The organism is Pararhodobacter sp. CCB-MM2 (genome assembly GCF_001691415.1).
In the GTDB taxonomy this organism is placed as follows: Bacteria; Pseudomonadota; Alphaproteobacteria; order Rhodobacterales; family Rhodobacteraceae; genus Pararhodobacter.
This window is the reverse complement of sequence record NZ_LRRR01000001.1, coordinates 570,782-587,030: the sequence shown is the minus strand read 5'-3', so window position 1 is coordinate 587,030 and position 16,249 is coordinate 570,782. Positions and strand designations below refer to the sequence as shown.

General features: G+C 65.8%; 20 protein-coding genes. 6 read left to right on the top strand and 14 right to left on the bottom strand.

Going from position 1 to position 16,249, the window contains the following annotated elements; all coding sequences use genetic code 11:
- Nucleotides 1-100: 100 nt before the first annotated feature.
- A complete protein-coding gene (locus BCY78_RS25510; protein WP_158515891.1) occupies nt 101-256 on the top strand; it encodes a hypothetical protein in 156 nt (51 codons plus the stop codon).
- Between the two features lie 3 nt (nt 257-259).
- Here BCY78_RS25510 and BCY78_RS02780 read toward each other — a convergent pair whose 3' ends face one another.
- Both BCY78_RS02780 and BCY78_RS02775 read right to left on the bottom strand, forming a co-directional pair.
- The gene (locus BCY78_RS02780) at nt 260-682 is read right to left on the bottom strand and encodes a hypothetical protein (protein ID WP_068297473.1); all 423 of its coding nucleotides are present in this window, start codon (nt 680-682) and stop codon (nt 260-262) included.
- An 89-nt stretch (nt 683-771) separates the two neighbouring features.
- Complete coding sequence (locus BCY78_RS02775) at nt 772-1,095, bottom strand: cupredoxin family copper-binding protein (RefSeq protein ID WP_139103060.1); 324 nt, start codon at nt 1,093-1,095, stop codon at nt 772-774.
- A 240-nt stretch (nt 1,096-1,335) separates the two neighbouring features.
- On the opposite strand from BCY78_RS02775, the gene BCY78_RS02770 reads away from it, so the two are divergent.
- A complete protein-coding gene (locus BCY78_RS02770; protein WP_068297471.1) occupies nt 1,336-1,824 on the top strand; it encodes a hypothetical protein in 489 nt (162 codons plus the stop codon).
- 54 nt (nt 1,825-1,878) lie between these two features.
- Here the strand turns inward: BCY78_RS02770 and BCY78_RS02765 are convergent, their stop codons facing one another.
- Complete coding sequence (locus BCY78_RS02765; protein ID WP_068297469.1) at nt 1,879-3,378, bottom strand: CoA-acylating methylmalonate-semialdehyde dehydrogenase; 1,500 nt, start codon at nt 3,376-3,378, stop codon at nt 1,879-1,881.
- A gap of 100 nt (nt 3,379-3,478) precedes the next feature.
- Here BCY78_RS02765 and BCY78_RS02760 point away from each other — a divergent pair, with 100 nt between their 5' ends.
- A complete protein-coding gene (locus BCY78_RS02760) occupies nt 3,479-4,378 on the top strand; it encodes a LysR family transcriptional regulator (protein ID WP_068297467.1) in 900 nt (299 codons plus the stop codon).
- Here BCY78_RS02760 and BCY78_RS02755 read toward each other — a convergent pair.
- The gene (locus tag BCY78_RS02755) at nt 4,363-4,965 is read right to left on the bottom strand and encodes a hypothetical protein (RefSeq protein ID WP_158515890.1); all 603 of its coding nucleotides are present in this window, start codon (nt 4,963-4,965) and stop codon (nt 4,363-4,365) included. The two genes, BCY78_RS02760 and BCY78_RS02755, sit on opposite strands and share 16 nt — an antisense overlap.
- 78 nt (nt 4,966-5,043) lie before the next feature.
- Here BCY78_RS02755 and BCY78_RS02750 point away from each other — a divergent pair, with 78 nt between their 5' ends.
- On the top strand, nt 5,044-5,475 hold the full coding sequence (locus BCY78_RS02750) for a CBS domain-containing protein (RefSeq protein WP_068297462.1): 432 nt from the start codon (nt 5,044-5,046) through the stop codon (nt 5,473-5,475).
- Between the two features lie 128 nt (nt 5,476-5,603).
- Entirely contained in the window at nt 5,604-6,110 is a 507-nt protein-coding gene (coaD, locus tag BCY78_RS02745) for a pantetheine-phosphate adenylyltransferase (RefSeq protein WP_068297460.1), read from the top strand.
- 21 nt (nt 6,111-6,131) lie between these two features.
- Here coaD and BCY78_RS02740 read toward each other — a convergent pair whose 3' ends face one another.
- From BCY78_RS02740 to gap (BCY78_RS02715), 6 genes are all read right to left on the bottom strand, one after another.
- Entirely contained in the window at nt 6,132-8,636 is a 2,505-nt protein-coding gene (locus BCY78_RS02740; protein WP_068297457.1) for a cation:proton antiporter, read from the bottom strand.
- Nucleotides 8,637-8,717: 81 nt separating this feature from the next.
- Nucleotides 8,718-9,722 (bottom strand): type I glyceraldehyde-3-phosphate dehydrogenase, encoded by a 1,005-nt coding sequence (gene gap, locus BCY78_RS02735; RefSeq protein WP_068297452.1) that lies wholly within the window; start codon nt 9,720-9,722, stop codon nt 8,718-8,720.
- Nucleotides 9,723-9,825: 103 nt separating this feature from the next.
- Nucleotides 9,826-10,332, bottom strand: coding sequence for a LuxR C-terminal-related transcriptional regulator (locus BCY78_RS02730; protein WP_068297450.1), 507 nt, complete (start codon nt 10,330-10,332; stop codon nt 9,826-9,828).
- Nucleotides 10,329-10,874: a cytochrome b/b6 domain-containing protein gene (locus BCY78_RS02725; protein ID WP_068297447.1), complete on the bottom strand. Its 546-nt coding sequence runs from the start codon at nt 10,872-10,874 to the stop codon at nt 10,329-10,331. Before BCY78_RS02725 ends, BCY78_RS02730 begins: the two co-directional genes overlap by 4 nt.
- A gap of 63 nt (nt 10,875-10,937) precedes the next feature.
- Nucleotides 10,938-11,189 (bottom strand): PepSY domain-containing protein, encoded by a 252-nt coding sequence (locus BCY78_RS02720; RefSeq protein WP_068297444.1) that lies wholly within the window; start codon nt 11,187-11,189, stop codon nt 10,938-10,940.
- Nucleotides 11,190-11,434: 245 nt separating this feature from the next.
- On the bottom strand, nt 11,435-12,436 hold the full coding sequence (gene gap / locus BCY78_RS02715; RefSeq protein ID WP_068297441.1) for a type I glyceraldehyde-3-phosphate dehydrogenase: 1,002 nt from the start codon (nt 12,434-12,436) through the stop codon (nt 11,435-11,437).
- Between the two features lie 357 nt (nt 12,437-12,793).
- Here gap (BCY78_RS02715) and BCY78_RS02710 point away from each other — a divergent pair, with 357 nt between their 5' ends.
- Complete coding sequence (locus BCY78_RS02710; protein ID WP_233499331.1) at nt 12,794-13,075, top strand: DUF1294 domain-containing protein; 282 nt, start codon at nt 12,794-12,796, stop codon at nt 13,073-13,075.
- A 54-nt stretch (nt 13,076-13,129) separates the two neighbouring features.
- Here the strand turns inward: BCY78_RS02710 and BCY78_RS02705 are convergent, their stop codons facing one another.
- The 4 genes from BCY78_RS02705 to BCY78_RS02690 form a co-directional block, all read right to left on the bottom strand.
- Nucleotides 13,130-14,182, bottom strand: coding sequence for a low specificity L-threonine aldolase (locus tag BCY78_RS02705; RefSeq protein WP_068297438.1), 1,053 nt, complete (start codon nt 14,180-14,182; stop codon nt 13,130-13,132).
- Complete coding sequence (locus BCY78_RS02700; RefSeq protein WP_068297435.1) at nt 14,182-14,631, bottom strand: YcgN family cysteine cluster protein; 450 nt, start codon at nt 14,629-14,631, stop codon at nt 14,182-14,184. The genes BCY78_RS02705 and BCY78_RS02700 overlap by 1 nt, the downstream gene beginning before the upstream one ends.
- A gap of 70 nt (nt 14,632-14,701) precedes the next feature.
- On the bottom strand, nt 14,702-15,628 hold the full coding sequence (locus BCY78_RS02695; protein WP_068297432.1) for a bifunctional riboflavin kinase/FAD synthetase: 927 nt from the start codon (nt 15,626-15,628) through the stop codon (nt 14,702-14,704).
- 32 nt (nt 15,629-15,660) lie between these two features.
- Nucleotides 15,661-16,146 (bottom strand): MaoC family dehydratase, encoded by a 486-nt coding sequence (locus tag BCY78_RS02690; RefSeq protein WP_304441969.1) that lies wholly within the window; start codon nt 16,144-16,146, stop codon nt 15,661-15,663.
- Nucleotides 16,147-16,249 lie beyond the last annotated feature (103 nt).

Genomic DNA, 16,249 nt, shown 5'->3' with positions numbered 1-16,249 from the left:
GGGGAGGTCGAGAGGCGACGCCACGTTGCAAGCGCGTCAAAGCGGAATTGAACCAATGGCCATCGCCGCACGACAGACGGCAAAGCCCAAGGAGGTTCCCGTGATCCGCATCGTCGCCCTCATTGTCCTGATTTGCCTTTCCGGGGCAGCCTCGGCCGCTGTGTTCGAGCCGAACGATCACCCGGTTCAGGGGCCGGTAGTACAAGGCGGCGTGCTGACAATCCCGACCGGCGGCTGGGGCCTTGTCCGGCGCTGAGCCTCAGCGGGCGGAGGTCAGCAGTTCTTCCATGTCACGTTCGGGTTGGCCAAGGATATCCAACGCATGCGCGGCGTTACGCTGCACCGTGGCCATGACCGTGCGCACGCCTTGCCATGAACGCAGGATCAGCTTGGCCATCTCGTAGCCCTCATCGTTCGGCGCGTAATACACCAGCAGGGTCTGCACGGCATCGGCCGGACGGAACACATCGGCCTTCTGCGCCTGCAAGCCCAGCAGCCGGGCATAGTCCTTCTCGAACCCGGTGACGGCGGAGAGGTCGACCAGCTGTTTCTGACCCGGCACGCGGTCTGGATGCGGCATGTAGCGCGCCAGCAGGGCAACCGTGTCGTCGATGGTCACGAACCCCTCGTATCGGACGTAGACGAGGCCGCGCTCGGGCAGGATGGTGAAGCTGGCTGGCACGGGAGGTCCGCTTGCTAAGGGTTGTCTTCAAAACCTAAGCGGAATTTTCTCGCCGTGCCAAACCCTGATTGGCAAAACCGGGCGCAGCGTTACCCGGTGACCACAACCTGTCCTCGCATCGACGGGTGGATGGCGCAGGCGTAGTCATACGTGCCCGGCGTATCGAAGGTCAGCTCGGCGCTGTCACCGCGGTTGAGCCGAGGTGTCGCCATGCCGGAGAAGGTCGCCGTATGGGGCGCGCCGTCCTGATTGGTCCAGCGGATGGTGGTGCCGGCGCTGACGCTGATCGAGGCTGGCGCGAAGGCCATCCCCGAGATCGCGACCTCGGCGCTTCCGGCGGCTTGGGCGTGGCGGGGCAGCAAGGGCAGGGTGGCAACGAGAGCAAGGGCAGAGCGGCGGGTCATCGCAGTCATGTCAGTCCTCCGTGTGGGGCAGCCGGGATCGCCCGAGATCCGATGGGGCGCCGACGCACGCCAAACAGGCTATCGCAGGGCAGAGACCGCGCAAGTGTCAATTGTGACAGGGGGATCGCGTCCGTGTGAGCCAGACGGAGCCAACGTGAATTGACCTGTGCCTCGGACCGGGTAGGCTAGCCTCATTCATCCGGCGTCTCGGCGCCATTTTTTATCGCTGTATTTTCAATGGAGGACGTCATGTTTCGACGCCAATTCCTTCTGTCCGCGCCGGCCCTCATGCTGCTGCCCGCACTTCCGGCCCTTGCGCAATCCGGCCCTTCGCTCTCGGCCAGCGCCGACAATGGCAATTCCGGCACGATCCGGCCCCATCGCGACGGCTTCCTGCTGGAGGTGAGCGGGCTGCGCTTCAACATCGGCATGCCGCCGACCAACCGGCTGGGCAATTTCGAGATCCAGGATCTGATGGCGCGCGAGATCACCTACCGCGTCGGCAACGCCGCCGTCACCACCACGCTGCGCGCCAATGGGACCGGGCAATACACCCTGCCGAATGGCCGCAGTGGCTCGCTGAACTACCGCTCGCAGGGCGGCGGCACGGCGCTGGGGTATCTGACCATCACCATGACCAACACCGTGGTGCTGGGATCGTCGCTGGGCCGCGGCGGCGCCGGTCAGATCTCGATCGGCGGGCGGAGCATCAACTTCATGCTGCAACCGCAATCGTGAACTCAAAAGGGGCCCCGAAACGGGGCCCCTTGGCTCAAGGCTGGATCGCGTCGATCAGTCCATGGCCTTGAAGTTGAACGCGGCGCCTTCCTTGATGCCCGAGGGCCAGCGCGCGGTGATGGTCTTGGTGCGGGTGTAGAACTTGAACCCGTCGGGACCGTGCTGGTTCAGGTCACCGAAGCCCGACTTCTTCCAGCCGCCGAAAGTGTGATAGGCCAGCGGCACCGGGATCGGCACGTTGATACCGACCATGCCGATGTTGATCCGGCTGGCGAAGTCACGCGCAGTGTCGCCGTCGCGGGTGAAGATCGCGGTGCCGTTGCCGTATTCATGCGTGATGGCGAGGTTGATCGCCTCCTCGTAATCCTTGGCGCGCACCATCGACAGGACCGGGCCGAAGATCTCGGTCTTGTAGATGTCCATATCGGGGGTGACGTGGTCAAACAGATGGGCACCGACGAAGAAGCCGTCCTCGTAGCCCTGCAGCTTGAAGTCGCGCCCGTCGACGACCAGATCCGCGCCCTGCGCCACGCCGGTTTCCACCAGCCGCAGGATGTTCGCCTTGGCGGCGGCGGTGACGACCGGGCCGAAGTCCACGTCATTGCCGGCGGTGTAGGGGCCGACCTTGAGGGCCTCGATCTTCGGCACCAGACGCTCGCGCAGGGCTTCCGCCGTGCCTTCGCCCACCGGCACCGCGACCGAGATCGCCATGCAGCGTTCGCCCGCCGCGCCGAAACCGGCACCGACCAGCGCGTCGGCGGCCTGATCCATGTCGGCATCCGGCATGATGATCATGTGGTTCTTGGCACCGCCGAAGCACTGGGCGCGCTTGCCGGTGCGGGCAGCGTTCTCGTAGATGTATTGCGCGATCGGGGTCGAGCCGACGAAGCCCACCGCCTGGATGATCTCGCTGTTGAGGATGCCGTCGACGGCTTCCTTGTCGCCGTTGACGACCTGCAGCACGCCGTCCGGCAGACCAGCTTCCTTGCAGAGTTCGGCGATCATCAGCGGCACCGAGGGATCGCGCTCGGAGGGCTTCAGGATCATCGCGTTGCCCGAGGACAGCGCCGGGCCCATCTTCCACAGCGGGATCATGGCGGGGAAGTTGAAGGGCGTGATGCCGGCGACGACACCCAGCGGCTGGCGCATCGAATACATGTCGATGCCCGGGCCGGCGGCGTCGGTGAATTCGCCCTTCAGCATCTGCGGCGCGCCGATGCAGTATTCGATCACCTCGAGGCCGCGCTGCACGTCGCCCTTGGCATCCGGGAAGGTCTTGCCATGCTCGCGCGAGAGGGCCTCGGCCAGCTTGTCCATGTCGCGGTTCAGAAGCCCGACGAGGGCCATCATCACGCGGGCGCGGCGCTGCGGGTTGGTGGCACCCCAGGCGACCTGAGCCTTGGCGGCCGAGGCGATGGCGGCATCGAGCTCCGCGGCCGAGGCCAGCGCGACCTTGGCCTGAACCTCGCCGGTGGCGGGGTTGTAGACATCGGCGAAGCGGCCCGACGTGCCGGCAACCATCTTGCCGTCGATCCAGTGACCAATTTCCTTCATGGGAACCTCCTCTCGGTTTGGCGCGGAGAATAGCCTTGCAGAAATGGCCTGAACAGGGGCAGTTTCCCAAAAGTGGTTTTGCAAAATTGCAGGGGTCGCGGTGGCGGACTGGGATGATCTGAAGGTATTTCTGGCGGTGGCGCGTGGCGAGAGCCTGTCACGTGCCGGGCGGGTGCTGAAGCTGGATGCCGCGACGGTGGGGCGGCGTGTCACCCGGCTGGAAGAGGCGCTTGGCGCGCGGCTGTTCACCCGCTCGCCGCAGGGCTATCAGCTCAGTGACGAGGGAGCGCGGCTGGTCGCCCATGCCGAAGCGGTCGAGGCCGAATTGGCCCGCGCGGCCGAGGCTTTGGCTGGACCGTCCGAAGGGATCACCGGGCAAATCCGCATCGGCGCGCCGGACGGATGCGCGAACTACCTGCTGCCGCAGGTGGTCGCGCGGATCGCAGCGGTAAATCCGGGGCTGGAGGTACAGATCGTCGCACTGCCGCGGGTGTTCAACCTGACCCGGCGCGAGGCGGATATGGTGATCTCGGTCTCCAAGCCTGAGCAGGGGCGGGTGATCGCCACCAAGATCACCGATTACCGGCTCTCGCTCGCGGCCAGCCGGGATTACCTGCACGAAGCGCCGGGGCTCACGGATCTGGCGGACCTGAAGGCGCATCGGGTGATCGGCTATATCCCCGACATGATCTTCGACCGCGAGCTGGATTACCTCGCCGATCTGGGGGTCGATCAGGCGCCCTTGGCGTCGAATTCCGTCTCGGTGCAGTTGAACCTGATCCGGCAGGGCGCGGGGGTGGGCGTGGTGCATGACTTCGCGCTGCCCGCCGCGCCGGGTGTCGAACGGGTGCTCACCCGGCAGTTCGGGCTGACCCGGGCCTTCCATCTGGTCCGCCATGCCGATGACCGCCATGTGCCTCGGATCGAGCGCTTCTCGACCGCGCTGATCGAGGGGCTGAGGGCCGAGGTCGCCCGGCTGGAGGCTCAGTCGCAGGCCTGATCGCCGGCACACAGGCGGAGCGTGGACAGATGCTGCAGGCGCTCGTCCCAGGTCGCTAAGGGAATCGCCGCGCCTTCCTTCGCGCCGGTCGGAAAACGCTCGGCCCATTGCAGGGTATAGAGGTCCTCGCTCCCCTGAATCACCAGTGCGGCCATCGCCTCGCCGAACGAGGCGCCCGCGACTTGCGGGCAGGTCAGTACGAGCGCTTGCACGCCATGGCTGCCCGTCGGGCGCGACACGTTTGCCATCCGAAGGTCCACCGGGGCCGCGCATCCGGCCTCGTAATTCTCGCGCAGCATGCCGAGGCCCCGGTCCATGGCGCCCGCACTGCCTGCGGCGCCCCGGATTGCCGTCAGCGTGATCATCTGCCGCCAGTCGTGGACGCTTTGGCCGCCCGGCACCCATTCGGCGATCATCGCGCTGCCGTTGCTGTCCACCCAGTCGGGCGCCGGATCATGAGCGAAGGGCACAGGCAAGATGAGGACCTGCGCGAAGGCCGGCATGCGCAGGGATGCGGCGGTCTGGGCCCCGGAAGGGGCCGCCGTCAGCAGGGTGAGAAGCAGCAGTATTACGCGCATGTACTTCATTCCACTTGAAATCAACCCTTGACAGACTCCCATGCAGGATGGCGCAATTCAAGGGCAAGCAAGGCAACGGAGGTGCTCATGCTGGTCAGCCAGATCCTGAAGAACAAGGCCTCGGGGGTCATCACCGTCGCGCCGAGTGCCAGTCTGCGCGAGGTGGTCGAGCTTCTGTCGACCCGCCGTATCGGCGCCGTGGTGGTCTCGACCGACGGCAAGAAGGTCAAGGGCATCGTCTCCGAACGCGATATCGTCCGCGAGCTGGGCCGCGCCGGTCCCGCCTGTCTGGACCAGACGGTCGACACCATCATGACCCGCGCGATCTACGGCTGCGCCCCCGGCGACAGCACGGATTCGGTGCTGGAGACGATGACCACCCGTCGTTTCCGCCACATGCCGGTGATGGAGGACAACGTGATGGTCGGCTTCATCTCCATCGGCGACGTCGTGGCCGCCCGCCTGTCCGAGCTGCAGATGGAAAAGGATGCGCTCACCGGCATGATCATGGGCAACTGAGCCTCGGTTGGCCGCGAAAGGCGTCCCGTTCCGCGGGGCGCCGGTTTTTCTGCGCTTGCATCTTCCGACGCAATATTGTTGCGTGACGTCGCAATGACATTCGCACGGGACCGCAAGGGGGGGACGCCATGCGCATCGGCCTGTATCCGGGGACTTTCGACCCGCTGACACTGGGGCATATGGACATCATCACGCGCGCCTGCGCGCTGGTGGATCGGCTGGTGATCGGGGTTGCCATTAACCGCGACAAGGGCCCGCTGTTCTCGCTCGATGAGCGTGTGGCGATGGTGCAGGGCGAGACCCGCGCGCTGGCCGAACGCACCGGTACCGAGATCGTCGTGCATCCGTTCGAGAACCTGCTGATCGATTGCGCCCGCGACGTGGGCGCCGGCGTCATCATCCGCGGCCTGCGCGCCGTGGCGGATTTCGAGTATGAATTCCAGATGGTTGGCATGAACCGCGCGCTCGACGACAAAATCGAGACGGTGTTCCTGATGGCCGATGCCCGCCGTCAGGCCATCGCTTCGAAGCTGGTCAAGGAGATCGCGCGGCTGGGCGGCGACGTCACCAAATTCGTGCCCGCCCCGATCAACACCGCCCTGCGCGACCGCTTCGGTCCGGTGCACGAGCGCTGAGAAACGCCTTGGAAGCGGGCCTCAGGCCCGCTCCAACGCCGCGGCATCCAGCGGCACATCCCGCGTCCGGGCCGAGTTCAGAACGGCCTGACGCAGACCCTCGTCCGATTTCAGCATCTGCACGAAATGCGCCTCGTCCAGCGTCAGCAGGGTCGAATGCGCGATGGCCGTTGTCTGCCCGCGCCGCAGATTGCGCCGCAGCAGGGCCAGATGGCCGAACATCTCGCCCGGACCCAGACGCAGGATCCCGTCCGGTCGTACCTGCTCGACGGCGCCTGAGGCGATGAACCAGACCCGGCGCGGGGCCTCGCCGCGACGCAGCAGCACGGTGCCCGGCGCTGCATAGACCGTCCGCATCTCGCGCATCAGCATCTTGCGGCGGTCGACCGGCATGTCGGCAAACAGCGGGAAGGCCGCGACCAAGGCCATCCGTTGGATCGCCAGATCGAGGGGCGGGCGCTTGGCCAGCTGCTTGCGGCGCTTGGCGATGCCATTGGTCAGGGCGTGGCGCAGCTCAGGACCGATCAGGCCGTCGTCGACCAGCGCGGCGTATTCGCGCTCCTCCTGTGACAGCGTCATCTGCCGGATCAGGCGGCGCTCCAGCTCTTCGGCATAGCCGGGGAATTGCAGGCGCAAACCGTCGAGGGCGCGGTCGGCTTCCTCCATCCGGCGCTCCAGCAGGTCGTGCAGCAGATCCGCGACCCGTTTGCCGTGAATGCGGCGGATGCGGGTGTCGATGAATTCGTGCAGCTCGCGCAGGATGGGGGCGAGGGCCACGAGATATTCGAAGCGATCCGCCGTCAGCCGCGCGAGGGGCCCCGAGATCCGCAAACGGTTGTGCAGGAAGCTGGCGCCGCTCAGTTCGGGGCCGGCCCGGAAGCCTTTTCGCGCGGTTCCCAAATAGGCCAGACGACCGCCCGTCCGTGTGCCTTCGATCAGCCGGTCCGCATCCGAGACCATCACCGTTGCCAGCCGCGCGGGCAGCACACCGTCGCGGAAGCCTTCGAGGATCAGATCGCGCTCGCGGCCAGCCAGGGCCACCAGACCCAGCGTGATACGATCACGGTCGGGGATCTCGGCGCCCTCATCGGCGATGGAGACGGCCTCATCCACACGCTCGGCAAAGCGTTTGGCTTCGTCGCGGACGGTCTCGCGGGCAAGGCCAAAGTCGCGGGCGGTGTCGGCGACGTTCTCACGCACCGATTGCAGCGCCACGGCCACCACCTGCGAGGACAGCGCCACGTCGAGCGGCGACAGCTTGTCCAGCCCCAGCCGGTGGATCACCCAGCGCAGCGTCGTGCCCTGAACCATCAGCGTGTACAGGGTGAAGCCGGTGGCAACGATGCCGACCACGCGCTTCACGTCGCCCGGGATACGGAAGCTCTCGGTCACCGCCAGCGCCAGCGCCAAGGTGACGGCGCCCCTGAGGCCGCCCCATAGGATCGCCGTGCGTTGCCGCGTCTCCACCTTGGGCGACAGCTTCATCCGGGACAGAAGCGGCAGAAGCCCGAACAGGATCGCGGCCCGCGCGACCAGCGAGGCGACGACGGTGACGAAAACCAACAGCAGGTCCCAGGCGTGGACGTTGGACAGAAGCCGCGGGATCAGGATCGCGGCGAGGACGAAGATCAGCCCCCCGGCCCAATAGCCCAACAGGTCCCAAGTATCGTTGAGCTTGGCCTGATTGGCCGGCGACAGCGTGCCCGGCGCGTGGAAGTTCAACGCAAGACCCGCCGAGACCACCGCGATCACGCCGGAGACGCCCAGCACGGTTTCGGCGAGGATATAGGTCAGATAGGGCAGGGCCACCGACATCGAGATCTGGCCCAGCGGGTGCGCATCCATCCGCGCCAGACCGGCAAGCCCGATGCGCCCGGCGATCCAGCCCGAGACCGCGCCGCCGGCGACCAGCCACGGGAACTGCACCAGCACGTCGGACAGCTGCGGGTTGGGGATGCCGAAGGCCACGAAGGCGAAGAACAGGCCGAACAGCGCGATGGCGGCGGCGTCGTTGAGCAGGCTCTCACCCTCGACGATCCGCGCCAACCTGAGGGGGGCGGGTGTCGCGCGGAAGATGCTGACCACGGCCGAGGGGTCTGTGGTCGAGACAATCGCGCCGATCATCAGGCAGGCCATGATCGACAGGCCGGAAAGCGGGTACAGCGCCCAACCGACCGCGAGGGTCGAGACGATCACCGCGACCACGGCCATCATCAGGATCGGCACCCAATCGTCCAGCATCCGCCGCAGGTCGATCGACAGCGAGACCTGAAAGATCAGCGTCGGCAGGAAGACGTAGAGGAAGAAGTTCGACCGGATCGGCAGATCCTGAATCATCGCTGCCGCCGCCGTCAGCATCTCGGATTCGCGCATCGCCAGCAGAGAGGCCGAGGCCGTGCCGATCAGGATCCCCAGAAGGGCCAGAATCACCGTGGCGGGCAGGCGTGTTCGGGCCGCCAAAGGCTCGGACAAGCCAATGACAGCGAAGAGAACAGCGGTGACAGCGACGATGGCGACGATATCCATGTTTCCTGCATAAAATCAAAACCCCCCGGCGCGAAGGGCCGGGGGGTCAACTTTCGGACATGATGTGAAATATTGCCGCGATCAGCCCAGTTTGCCGACTGCCGCCGCCGTATCGAGCATCCGGTTCGAGAAGCCCCATTCGTTGTCGTACCACGACAGGATGCGCACCATCGTGCCGTCCATGACCTTGGTCTGATCCAGCGCGACGATGGACGACCGGCGGTCATGGTTGAAGTCGATGGAGACGTTCTTGTCATGCGTCACGCCGAGGATGCCTTTCAGCGGACCTTCCGAGGCCGCGGCGACGAGGGCTGCGTTGATTTCCTCGGCCGTGGTGGCGCGCGAGGCCTCGAAGGTCAGGTCGACGGCCGAGACGTTCGGCGTCGGCACGCGGATCGCGACGCCGTCGAGCTTGCCGTTCAGTTCCGGCAGCACGAGGCCCACGGCCTTGGCGGCGCCCGTCGAGGTCGGGATCATCGACAGGGCCGCGGCGCGGGCGCGGTACTGGTCCTTGTGCATCGTGTCCAGCGTCGGCTGGTCGCCGGTGTAGCTGTGGATGGTGGTCATGAAGCCCTTGGTGATGCCGACGGTGTCATTGAGCACCTTGGCCACCGGGGCGAGGCAGTTCGTCGTGCAGGAGGCGTTCGAGATCACCTTGTGCTCGGCATTCAGGGCGCCGTGGTTCACACCGTAGACGATGGTCGCATCCGCGCCCTTCGAGGGGGCCGAGACCAGCACGCGCGTTGCGCCGTTCTCGAGGTGGATCTTGGCCTTCTCGGCATCGGTGAAGACGCCGGTGCACTCCAGCACCACGTCGACATCCTTCCACGGCAGCTCGGCCGGGTTGCGCAGGGCGGTCACGCGGATCTGGCCCGCGCCCACGTCCATCCAGTCGGCGCCGGTGGTGACCTCGCCGTCGTAGCGGCCATGCACGCTGTCGTAGCGCATGAGGTGTGCGTTCATGTCGACCGGACCGAGGTCGTTGATCGCGACGACTTCGAGGTCGCTGCGTTTTTGGTCCATCAGCGCCCGAAGCACGAGGCGACCGATGCGGCCGAAACCGTTGATGGCGATTGTCGTGGTCATGGAGGCTCCCGGCCCCGGGGTGGCTGGAGGCCGGGGCGCATTGTTTGCGCTAACACCACATTTTGCCGCGAAAGTCAATGACCCCGCGTTCGGGTCGGCGGGATCAGGCGGAGGGAGGCGTTCCCGGTTGGGTGGCGACGAGGTCTTCGATCAGCAGGCTCAGCAGCTCGCCCCGGTTGCCGACCCCGGCCTTGCGGTAGACGGAAGTGAGCTGGGATTTGACGGTGCCGATGGCGGATTGGCGCAGCTCGGCGATGTCATTGTTGGACAGGCCTTTGACCATGAAATGCGCCACGTCGCGCTCGGCTGCCGTGAGGCCCCAATCGGCGAAGCGCTGTTCGACGACCTCGTGGAAGGCCTGCGCCGCGAGGTTCATCTGCCGCTCGAGATGCGCCTTGCGGGCGAGAAGACCCATGAGCACCCGGATCTCGAAGGCGATGGCGGTGATCAGCGCGAAGGTCGCCACCCCCTCGAGGTAGAAATCCGAGAAGCCGCGCTGGCCGGTCGTCGCGTCATGCAGGACATCGACGAGGAAGTAGGCCGCGCAGAGGGTCTGCGCGGTGATCAGGCTGGCGACGACGGCAGGACGGTCGGTGAAACGCGGGCTCATTCCCCGGTCATACCCTCGACCGGCAAGGTTTTCACGCCCGAGATCATTGCCTGCGGCAGATTGACCCCGGTGCGGCGGCTTTCCCACACCACCGCGGCGATATGTGCGACGACCGAGACCTCGACCCAATGCACGAGCAGCTCATGCACTTCCTTGACCCAGGCCACGCCCCAATAGGCGTTGGTGGTCAGCATCCAGCCGGTCCCGGCCAATGCCAGCAGGGCGGCGAGCAGGTTGTAGATCATGAAGGCCCCCAGCGGCGTGTGGCCGATATGCACGCGGTTGCGCCCGGTGGCCATGTCGGTGAGCTGTCCCATCGCCGCGCGGGGCGAGGGCGGGAAGCTGGAGAACCGGGCATAGCGCGTGCCGACGAAACCCCAGAGCAGCCGGAACAGCACGAGGCCCAGCACCGTGTAGCCGACCCAATGGTGCAAGGCGCTCTCAGGGTCGATGATCAGGGCGTTGGCGGCGAAGGTGAGGACCAGCGACCAGTGGAACAGGCGGACCAGCGGGTCCCAGACGCGGACGGGTTTGGTGGACATGGCGGGCTCCGAGGGCAAGGGGGAGGGGCCGCGCCCTTGGGAAGCGCGGCCCTTGTGAGGGGATCAATCGTGGTCGCTGTCGCCGCCGCGAACGATGTTCAGGCCGGCATCGAGATAGATCTCGTAGCGCTGGCCGTCTTTCAGGGCATAGGCCTCGAACAGGCCGTCCTCGGTCTGGATCGAGCGGACCTCGTAGCCCTGCTCGGTCAGGATCGCGCGGATCTGCGCATCGGTCTCGGCCGGCACCGCGGCACCCGAGGCCAGAGCAGCCGAGGCGGGCAGGAGGAAGGCGAGCGAGAGGATCAGGTTCTTCATGGGTTCGTCCTTGGTTGAGGCCTGCCGATGCGGCGGGCGGTCGTGGCCCGGAGGTTGCGAGCCATGAGGACGATGAAGGCGATTGGCAGGCGGGATGCCATTGGGCCGGGGTTGATCCGGCCCCCCTTGGCACCGCGGTTGAGCGGCATAAGCTCTGGTTGAGGCGCGGTTTACACCCGTTCCCCAACGAAAAACGCCCGGCACGGGGCCGGGCGTCTGTCAGACATTCACGATGGAGGCGTCGCTCAGATCAGGCGGCCCATGGCGCCGGCGACATCGGCCATGCGGCACGAGAAGCCCCATTCGTTGTCATACCAGGCCAGCACGCGAACGGTGCGGCCGCCGACAACCTTGGTCTGTTCGGGCGCGAAGATCGAAGAATGCGGCGTGTGGTTGAAGTCGATCGAGACCTTGGGCTCGTCGTCATAGGCCAGCACGGCACCCATGGCCCCGGCAGCGGCCTCGCGGACGACTTCGTTGACGTCGGCGACGGTCACGTCCTTTGAGGCGACAAAGGTCAGGTCCACGGCCGAGACGTTCGGCGTCGGCACGCGCATCGAGGTGCCATCCAGCTTGCCCGACAGTTCCGGCAGCACTTCGCCCAGAGCCTTGGCGGCGCCGGTCGAGGTGGGGATCATCGCCATGGCGGCCGAACGGGCGCGGTAGAGGTCCTTGTGGCGGCGGTCCAGCGTCGGCTGGTCACCGGTGTAGCTGTGGATCGTGGTCATGATGCCCGATTCGATGCCGATCGCATCGTTCAGCACCTTGGCCAGCGGCGCGAGGCAGTTCGTCGTGCACGAGCCGTTCGACACGACCAGATGTTCGGGCAGCAGCGAGCGGTGGTTCACGCCGTAGACGATGGTCTTGTCGGCGTTCTTGGCGGGCGCCGAGACCAGCACGCGCTTGGCGCCACGGCCGAGGTGGACGGCGGCTTTCGAGCGTTCGTTGAAATTGCCGGTGCATTCGAGGACGACATCGACGCCTTCCCAGTCCAGCTCGTCGGGGTTGTAGGTCGACATCACGCGGATCGGGCCGCGGCCGAGGTCCAGGGTGTTGCCTTCGACCCGGATGGTGCCGGGGAAGCGGCCATGGACCGAATCGTATTTGAGCAGATGCGCGTTGGTTTCGATCGGCCCGGTGGCGTTGATCGCGACGACCTCGACATCGTTGCGGGCGGCTTCGGCAATGGCAGCGAGGGTGCAGCGGCCGATACGACCGAAACCGTTGATACCGAGGGTGATGGTCATGATCTGTCTCCGTGAACGCGGCGGACCTTGGGACGGTCGAACCTGGGGGCGGATCGGCGCGAGAGCCGGGGGAAGACGGGCCGGGCTGAGAGACAAGCTCAGGGGGCGGGCCGTCGGCTTTTCTTGGGCTCGGATATACAGTCTCGATCATGGCTAAGAAAGGGCGAAAAGGCATGCACAGCAAGGCGTTAGCGCAAAAGGTCCGCCGCTTTTGCGTGTTTGCGATAACGGTTTTCGACCTGCTCATGGACGAGGCGCGGATGGTACCGCTATCCTTAAGCGGGTATGCGATCCGGTTGCATCATCCCCGGGCTGCGCCTATCAGGGCGGGCAACACATATCCCGAATAGGTCCGCTTTGTTCCTGATCCTTGCCTTGATCTACCTCGTGGTTCTGAACGTGGTGGCTTATGTCGCCTTCGCGCGCGACAAGGCCTATGCCGTGGCCGGCACCCGCCGCATTCCCGAGGACCGCTTGCTGGCGCTGGCGTTCCTCGGCGGTTCGATCGGGGCAAAGCTGGGGCAGATGATCCTGCGCCACAAGATTCGCAAGGAGCCGTTCAAGCAACAGCTCAACGGCATTATCGCGGTGCAGATCGTGGCCTTGGCCGCAGTGTTCGCCATCGCCTACCTCGGCTGACGGCTACAGACCGCGTGACGACGAAAAAGGCCGCCCGTAGGGCGGCCTTTCTGTTCAGAGCGCGGTTTTCAGGATCTCGGTTAAGCGCGTCACATCGTCTTCCGTCGTCGACCACGAACAGACCAGCCGGCATTGATGCGGATGGTCCGGGCCAGCTCCGGCGGGCGGCGGCGCGGGCCAGTCGTAATAGACGGCGCCGGCCGCGCGCAGGGCCTCGTGCGCCTTGAGCGGAAATTCCGCGAACAGGATGTTGCCGCCGCGCGGATGCACCAGCGTGACGCCGGCATCGGTCAGCGCGGCCTCCAGCGCCTCGGCCCGGGCATTGGCGTTCTTCGCCAGCGTCAGCCACAGGTCATCCGTCAGATAGGCCTGCATCTGCGCGCTGAGATAGCGGTGCTTGGAGAACAGATGCCCGCCACGCTTGCGCCGGAACTCGAATTCCTCGGCCTTGGCGGGATCGAAGAAGATCACCGCCTCGACACCCATCAAACCGTTCTTGGTGCCGCCGAAGGACAGCACGTCCACCCCGGCCTTCCAGGTGATCTCGGCGGGTGTGCAGCCTTCGGCCACCAGCGCATTGGTGAAGCGCGCGCCGTCCATATGCACCGGGATGCCGCGGGCATGGGCGATGCGGCAGAGCTCAGTCACCTCGGCCACCGAGTAACGCGCACCGCGCTCGGTGATGTTGGTGATCGACAGGATGCCGGGCTGGGCGTGGTGAACCCCCTCGGGCGCGTCGGCCAAAGCCTGCGTCAGCGTTTCGGCCGAGATCTTGGCGTGCTCACCATCCAAGAGCCGCAGCGTCGCGCCGCCGGCATAGAAGATCGGCGCGTTGCACTCGTCTTCCTCGATATGCGCGTGGCGGTGGCAGTAGATCGCCTGCCACGGCTGCACATAGGACGCGATGGCCAGCGAATTCGCGGTGGTGCCGGTGGCGACCAGATAGACCGCGGCTTCGGGCGCTTCGAACAGGGCGCGGATCTTCTCGCGCACCTCGTCCATTTGGCGGTCGGCGCCATAGCCGAGGGCAAAGCCCTCATTCGCGGCCGAGAGAGCGGCCAGAACCTGCGCGGGCACGCCCGAGCTGTTGTCTGAGGCGAAGAACATCAGATCTCCTCGTCGATAATGTAATCTTCCCAATCGTCCTCGGGGACCTGAGTCTCCGGCACGGTGCGGTCCTTCACCGAGATCCCGGCCTCATGGACGGAATTCGGATCGCCCGAGATCAGAGGATGCCATTTCGCCAGCTTCCGCCCCTCGTTCAGGCGGCGATAGGCGCAGCTGTGGGGCATCCAATAGCTGATGTCGTCCAGCGTGTCGGGCTTCAGCACCACGCATTCCGGCACGATCGACTTGCGGATCGCGTAATTGGCGCATTGGCACGAGGCATCATCGAAGAGCCGGCAGGCGATGCGGGTGAAGAACACCTCGCCCGTGTCGGCATCTTCCAGCTTGTTGAGGCAGCATTTGCCGCAGCCATCGCAGAGGGCCTCCCATTCGTCGGAGGTCATCTGTGACAGGGGAACATCTTCCCAGAAACGGGGTCTCAGGCTCATGCGCGCGACCCTAGCGTTTCGCACGCGAAAGGAAAGGGGGGTTGCAAGGCCCGATCGTCGCGCGGGCGGGTCAGCTGCGGGCGAGGATCACGCGGGATTGCGCGCTGTCCGCGTCCATCTGGTCGATCAGCGCCTGAAGACCGTCGAATTTCATCTCAGGCCGCAGGTATTCCACCAGCGCGACCGAGAGGTGCTGGCCATAGAGATCGCCCTTGAAGTCAAAGAGATGGACTTCGAAATTGGGTTGGTTCTCGCCGAACATCGGCCGCACGCCGAGACTGGCCACGCCGTCATAGAGGCCTTTGTGGGCGCCGCCCATCACCTCGACCTTCACCGCATAAACGCCAAGGCGCGGCAGATGCAGGCCGGCCACGTCCATATTGGCGGTTGGATAGCCCAACTCACGGCCGCGCTTTTCGCCGTGCAGGACCTCGCCGTCGATGCGGTGGTAATGGCCCAACATATCCGCGGCGTCGCGGGTGCGGCCCTCGGACAGGGCGTTGCGGATCGCGGTAGAGCTGATCGCGCCGTCCTCGCCGCCGACGAGCGGTTGGATCGTCACCTCAAAGCCATGGGTCTTGCCCAGGTCGCGCAGCATCTCGGCGGTGCCGGCGCGGCCCTTGCCGAACTGGAAATCGGCGCCGACGACGACATGGGTGACGCCGAGGCCATTGGCCAGCACGTCGCGGGCGAAACCCTCGGGCGGGAGGGAGGACAGATCACGGGTGAAGGGCAGCTCGTACAGGCGCTGCACGCCCAGCTTTGCCAGACGGTTGCGCCGCGATTCCGCGTTCATCAGCCGGAAGGGCGGGGCGTCAGGGGCAAAGACCTGACGGGGATGGGGCTCGAAGGTGATGACGCCCAGCGGCGCGCCGTCACGACGGGCGGCGTCGATCACCGCTTGGTGGCCCCGATGGACGCCGTCGAAATTGCCCATGGCGACAGAGGCGCCCTTGAGCGCCGTGTCGATCCCGGTCCAGCTGGTGATGACGTCCATTCTGCCCCGCGTCTGCTGCGCGGGGCGCAGCCTCAGTCGAACTTGCGGCTGGGCGCCAGAACCAGCGCCTCGCCTTTCAGGACCGTGGTATTGCCCACCGAGCACCGACAATCAAGGGTCACCCGGCGCTTGGCATACTCGATCTCGCGCACGGTCACTTCCGCCAGCACCACGTCTCCGGGGCGCACAGGTGCGAGAAACTTCAGGTTCTGGCCCATGTAGATCGTGCCATGGCCCGGCAACTGCTCGCCGATCACCGCCGAAATCAGGCCCGCCGTGAGCATCCCGTGGGCAATCCGCCCCTCGAAGATCGTGTCGCGGGCATAATCGTCATCCAGATGCACCGGATTGTGGTCGGTCGAGACCTCGGCGAACAGCTCGATATCGCGATCGGTGATTTCCTTGCGGAGATACCGGCTGAGGCCGATCTCCAGATCTTCGATGCAGATGGTCCCGCGGGGCAGGTTGTCGTGGGGGCGGCTGTCGAGCATGGCGTTGGTTCCGGTCTCGTGTCCCATACGGGCCTCAAGGGTTTTGCTGCAGTGCAACATAGCGGGGCTGCCCGGCCTTGGCAAGATGGCGTTGTAACTTTCTCTCAAATCATGACCAAAAGTTGCAATT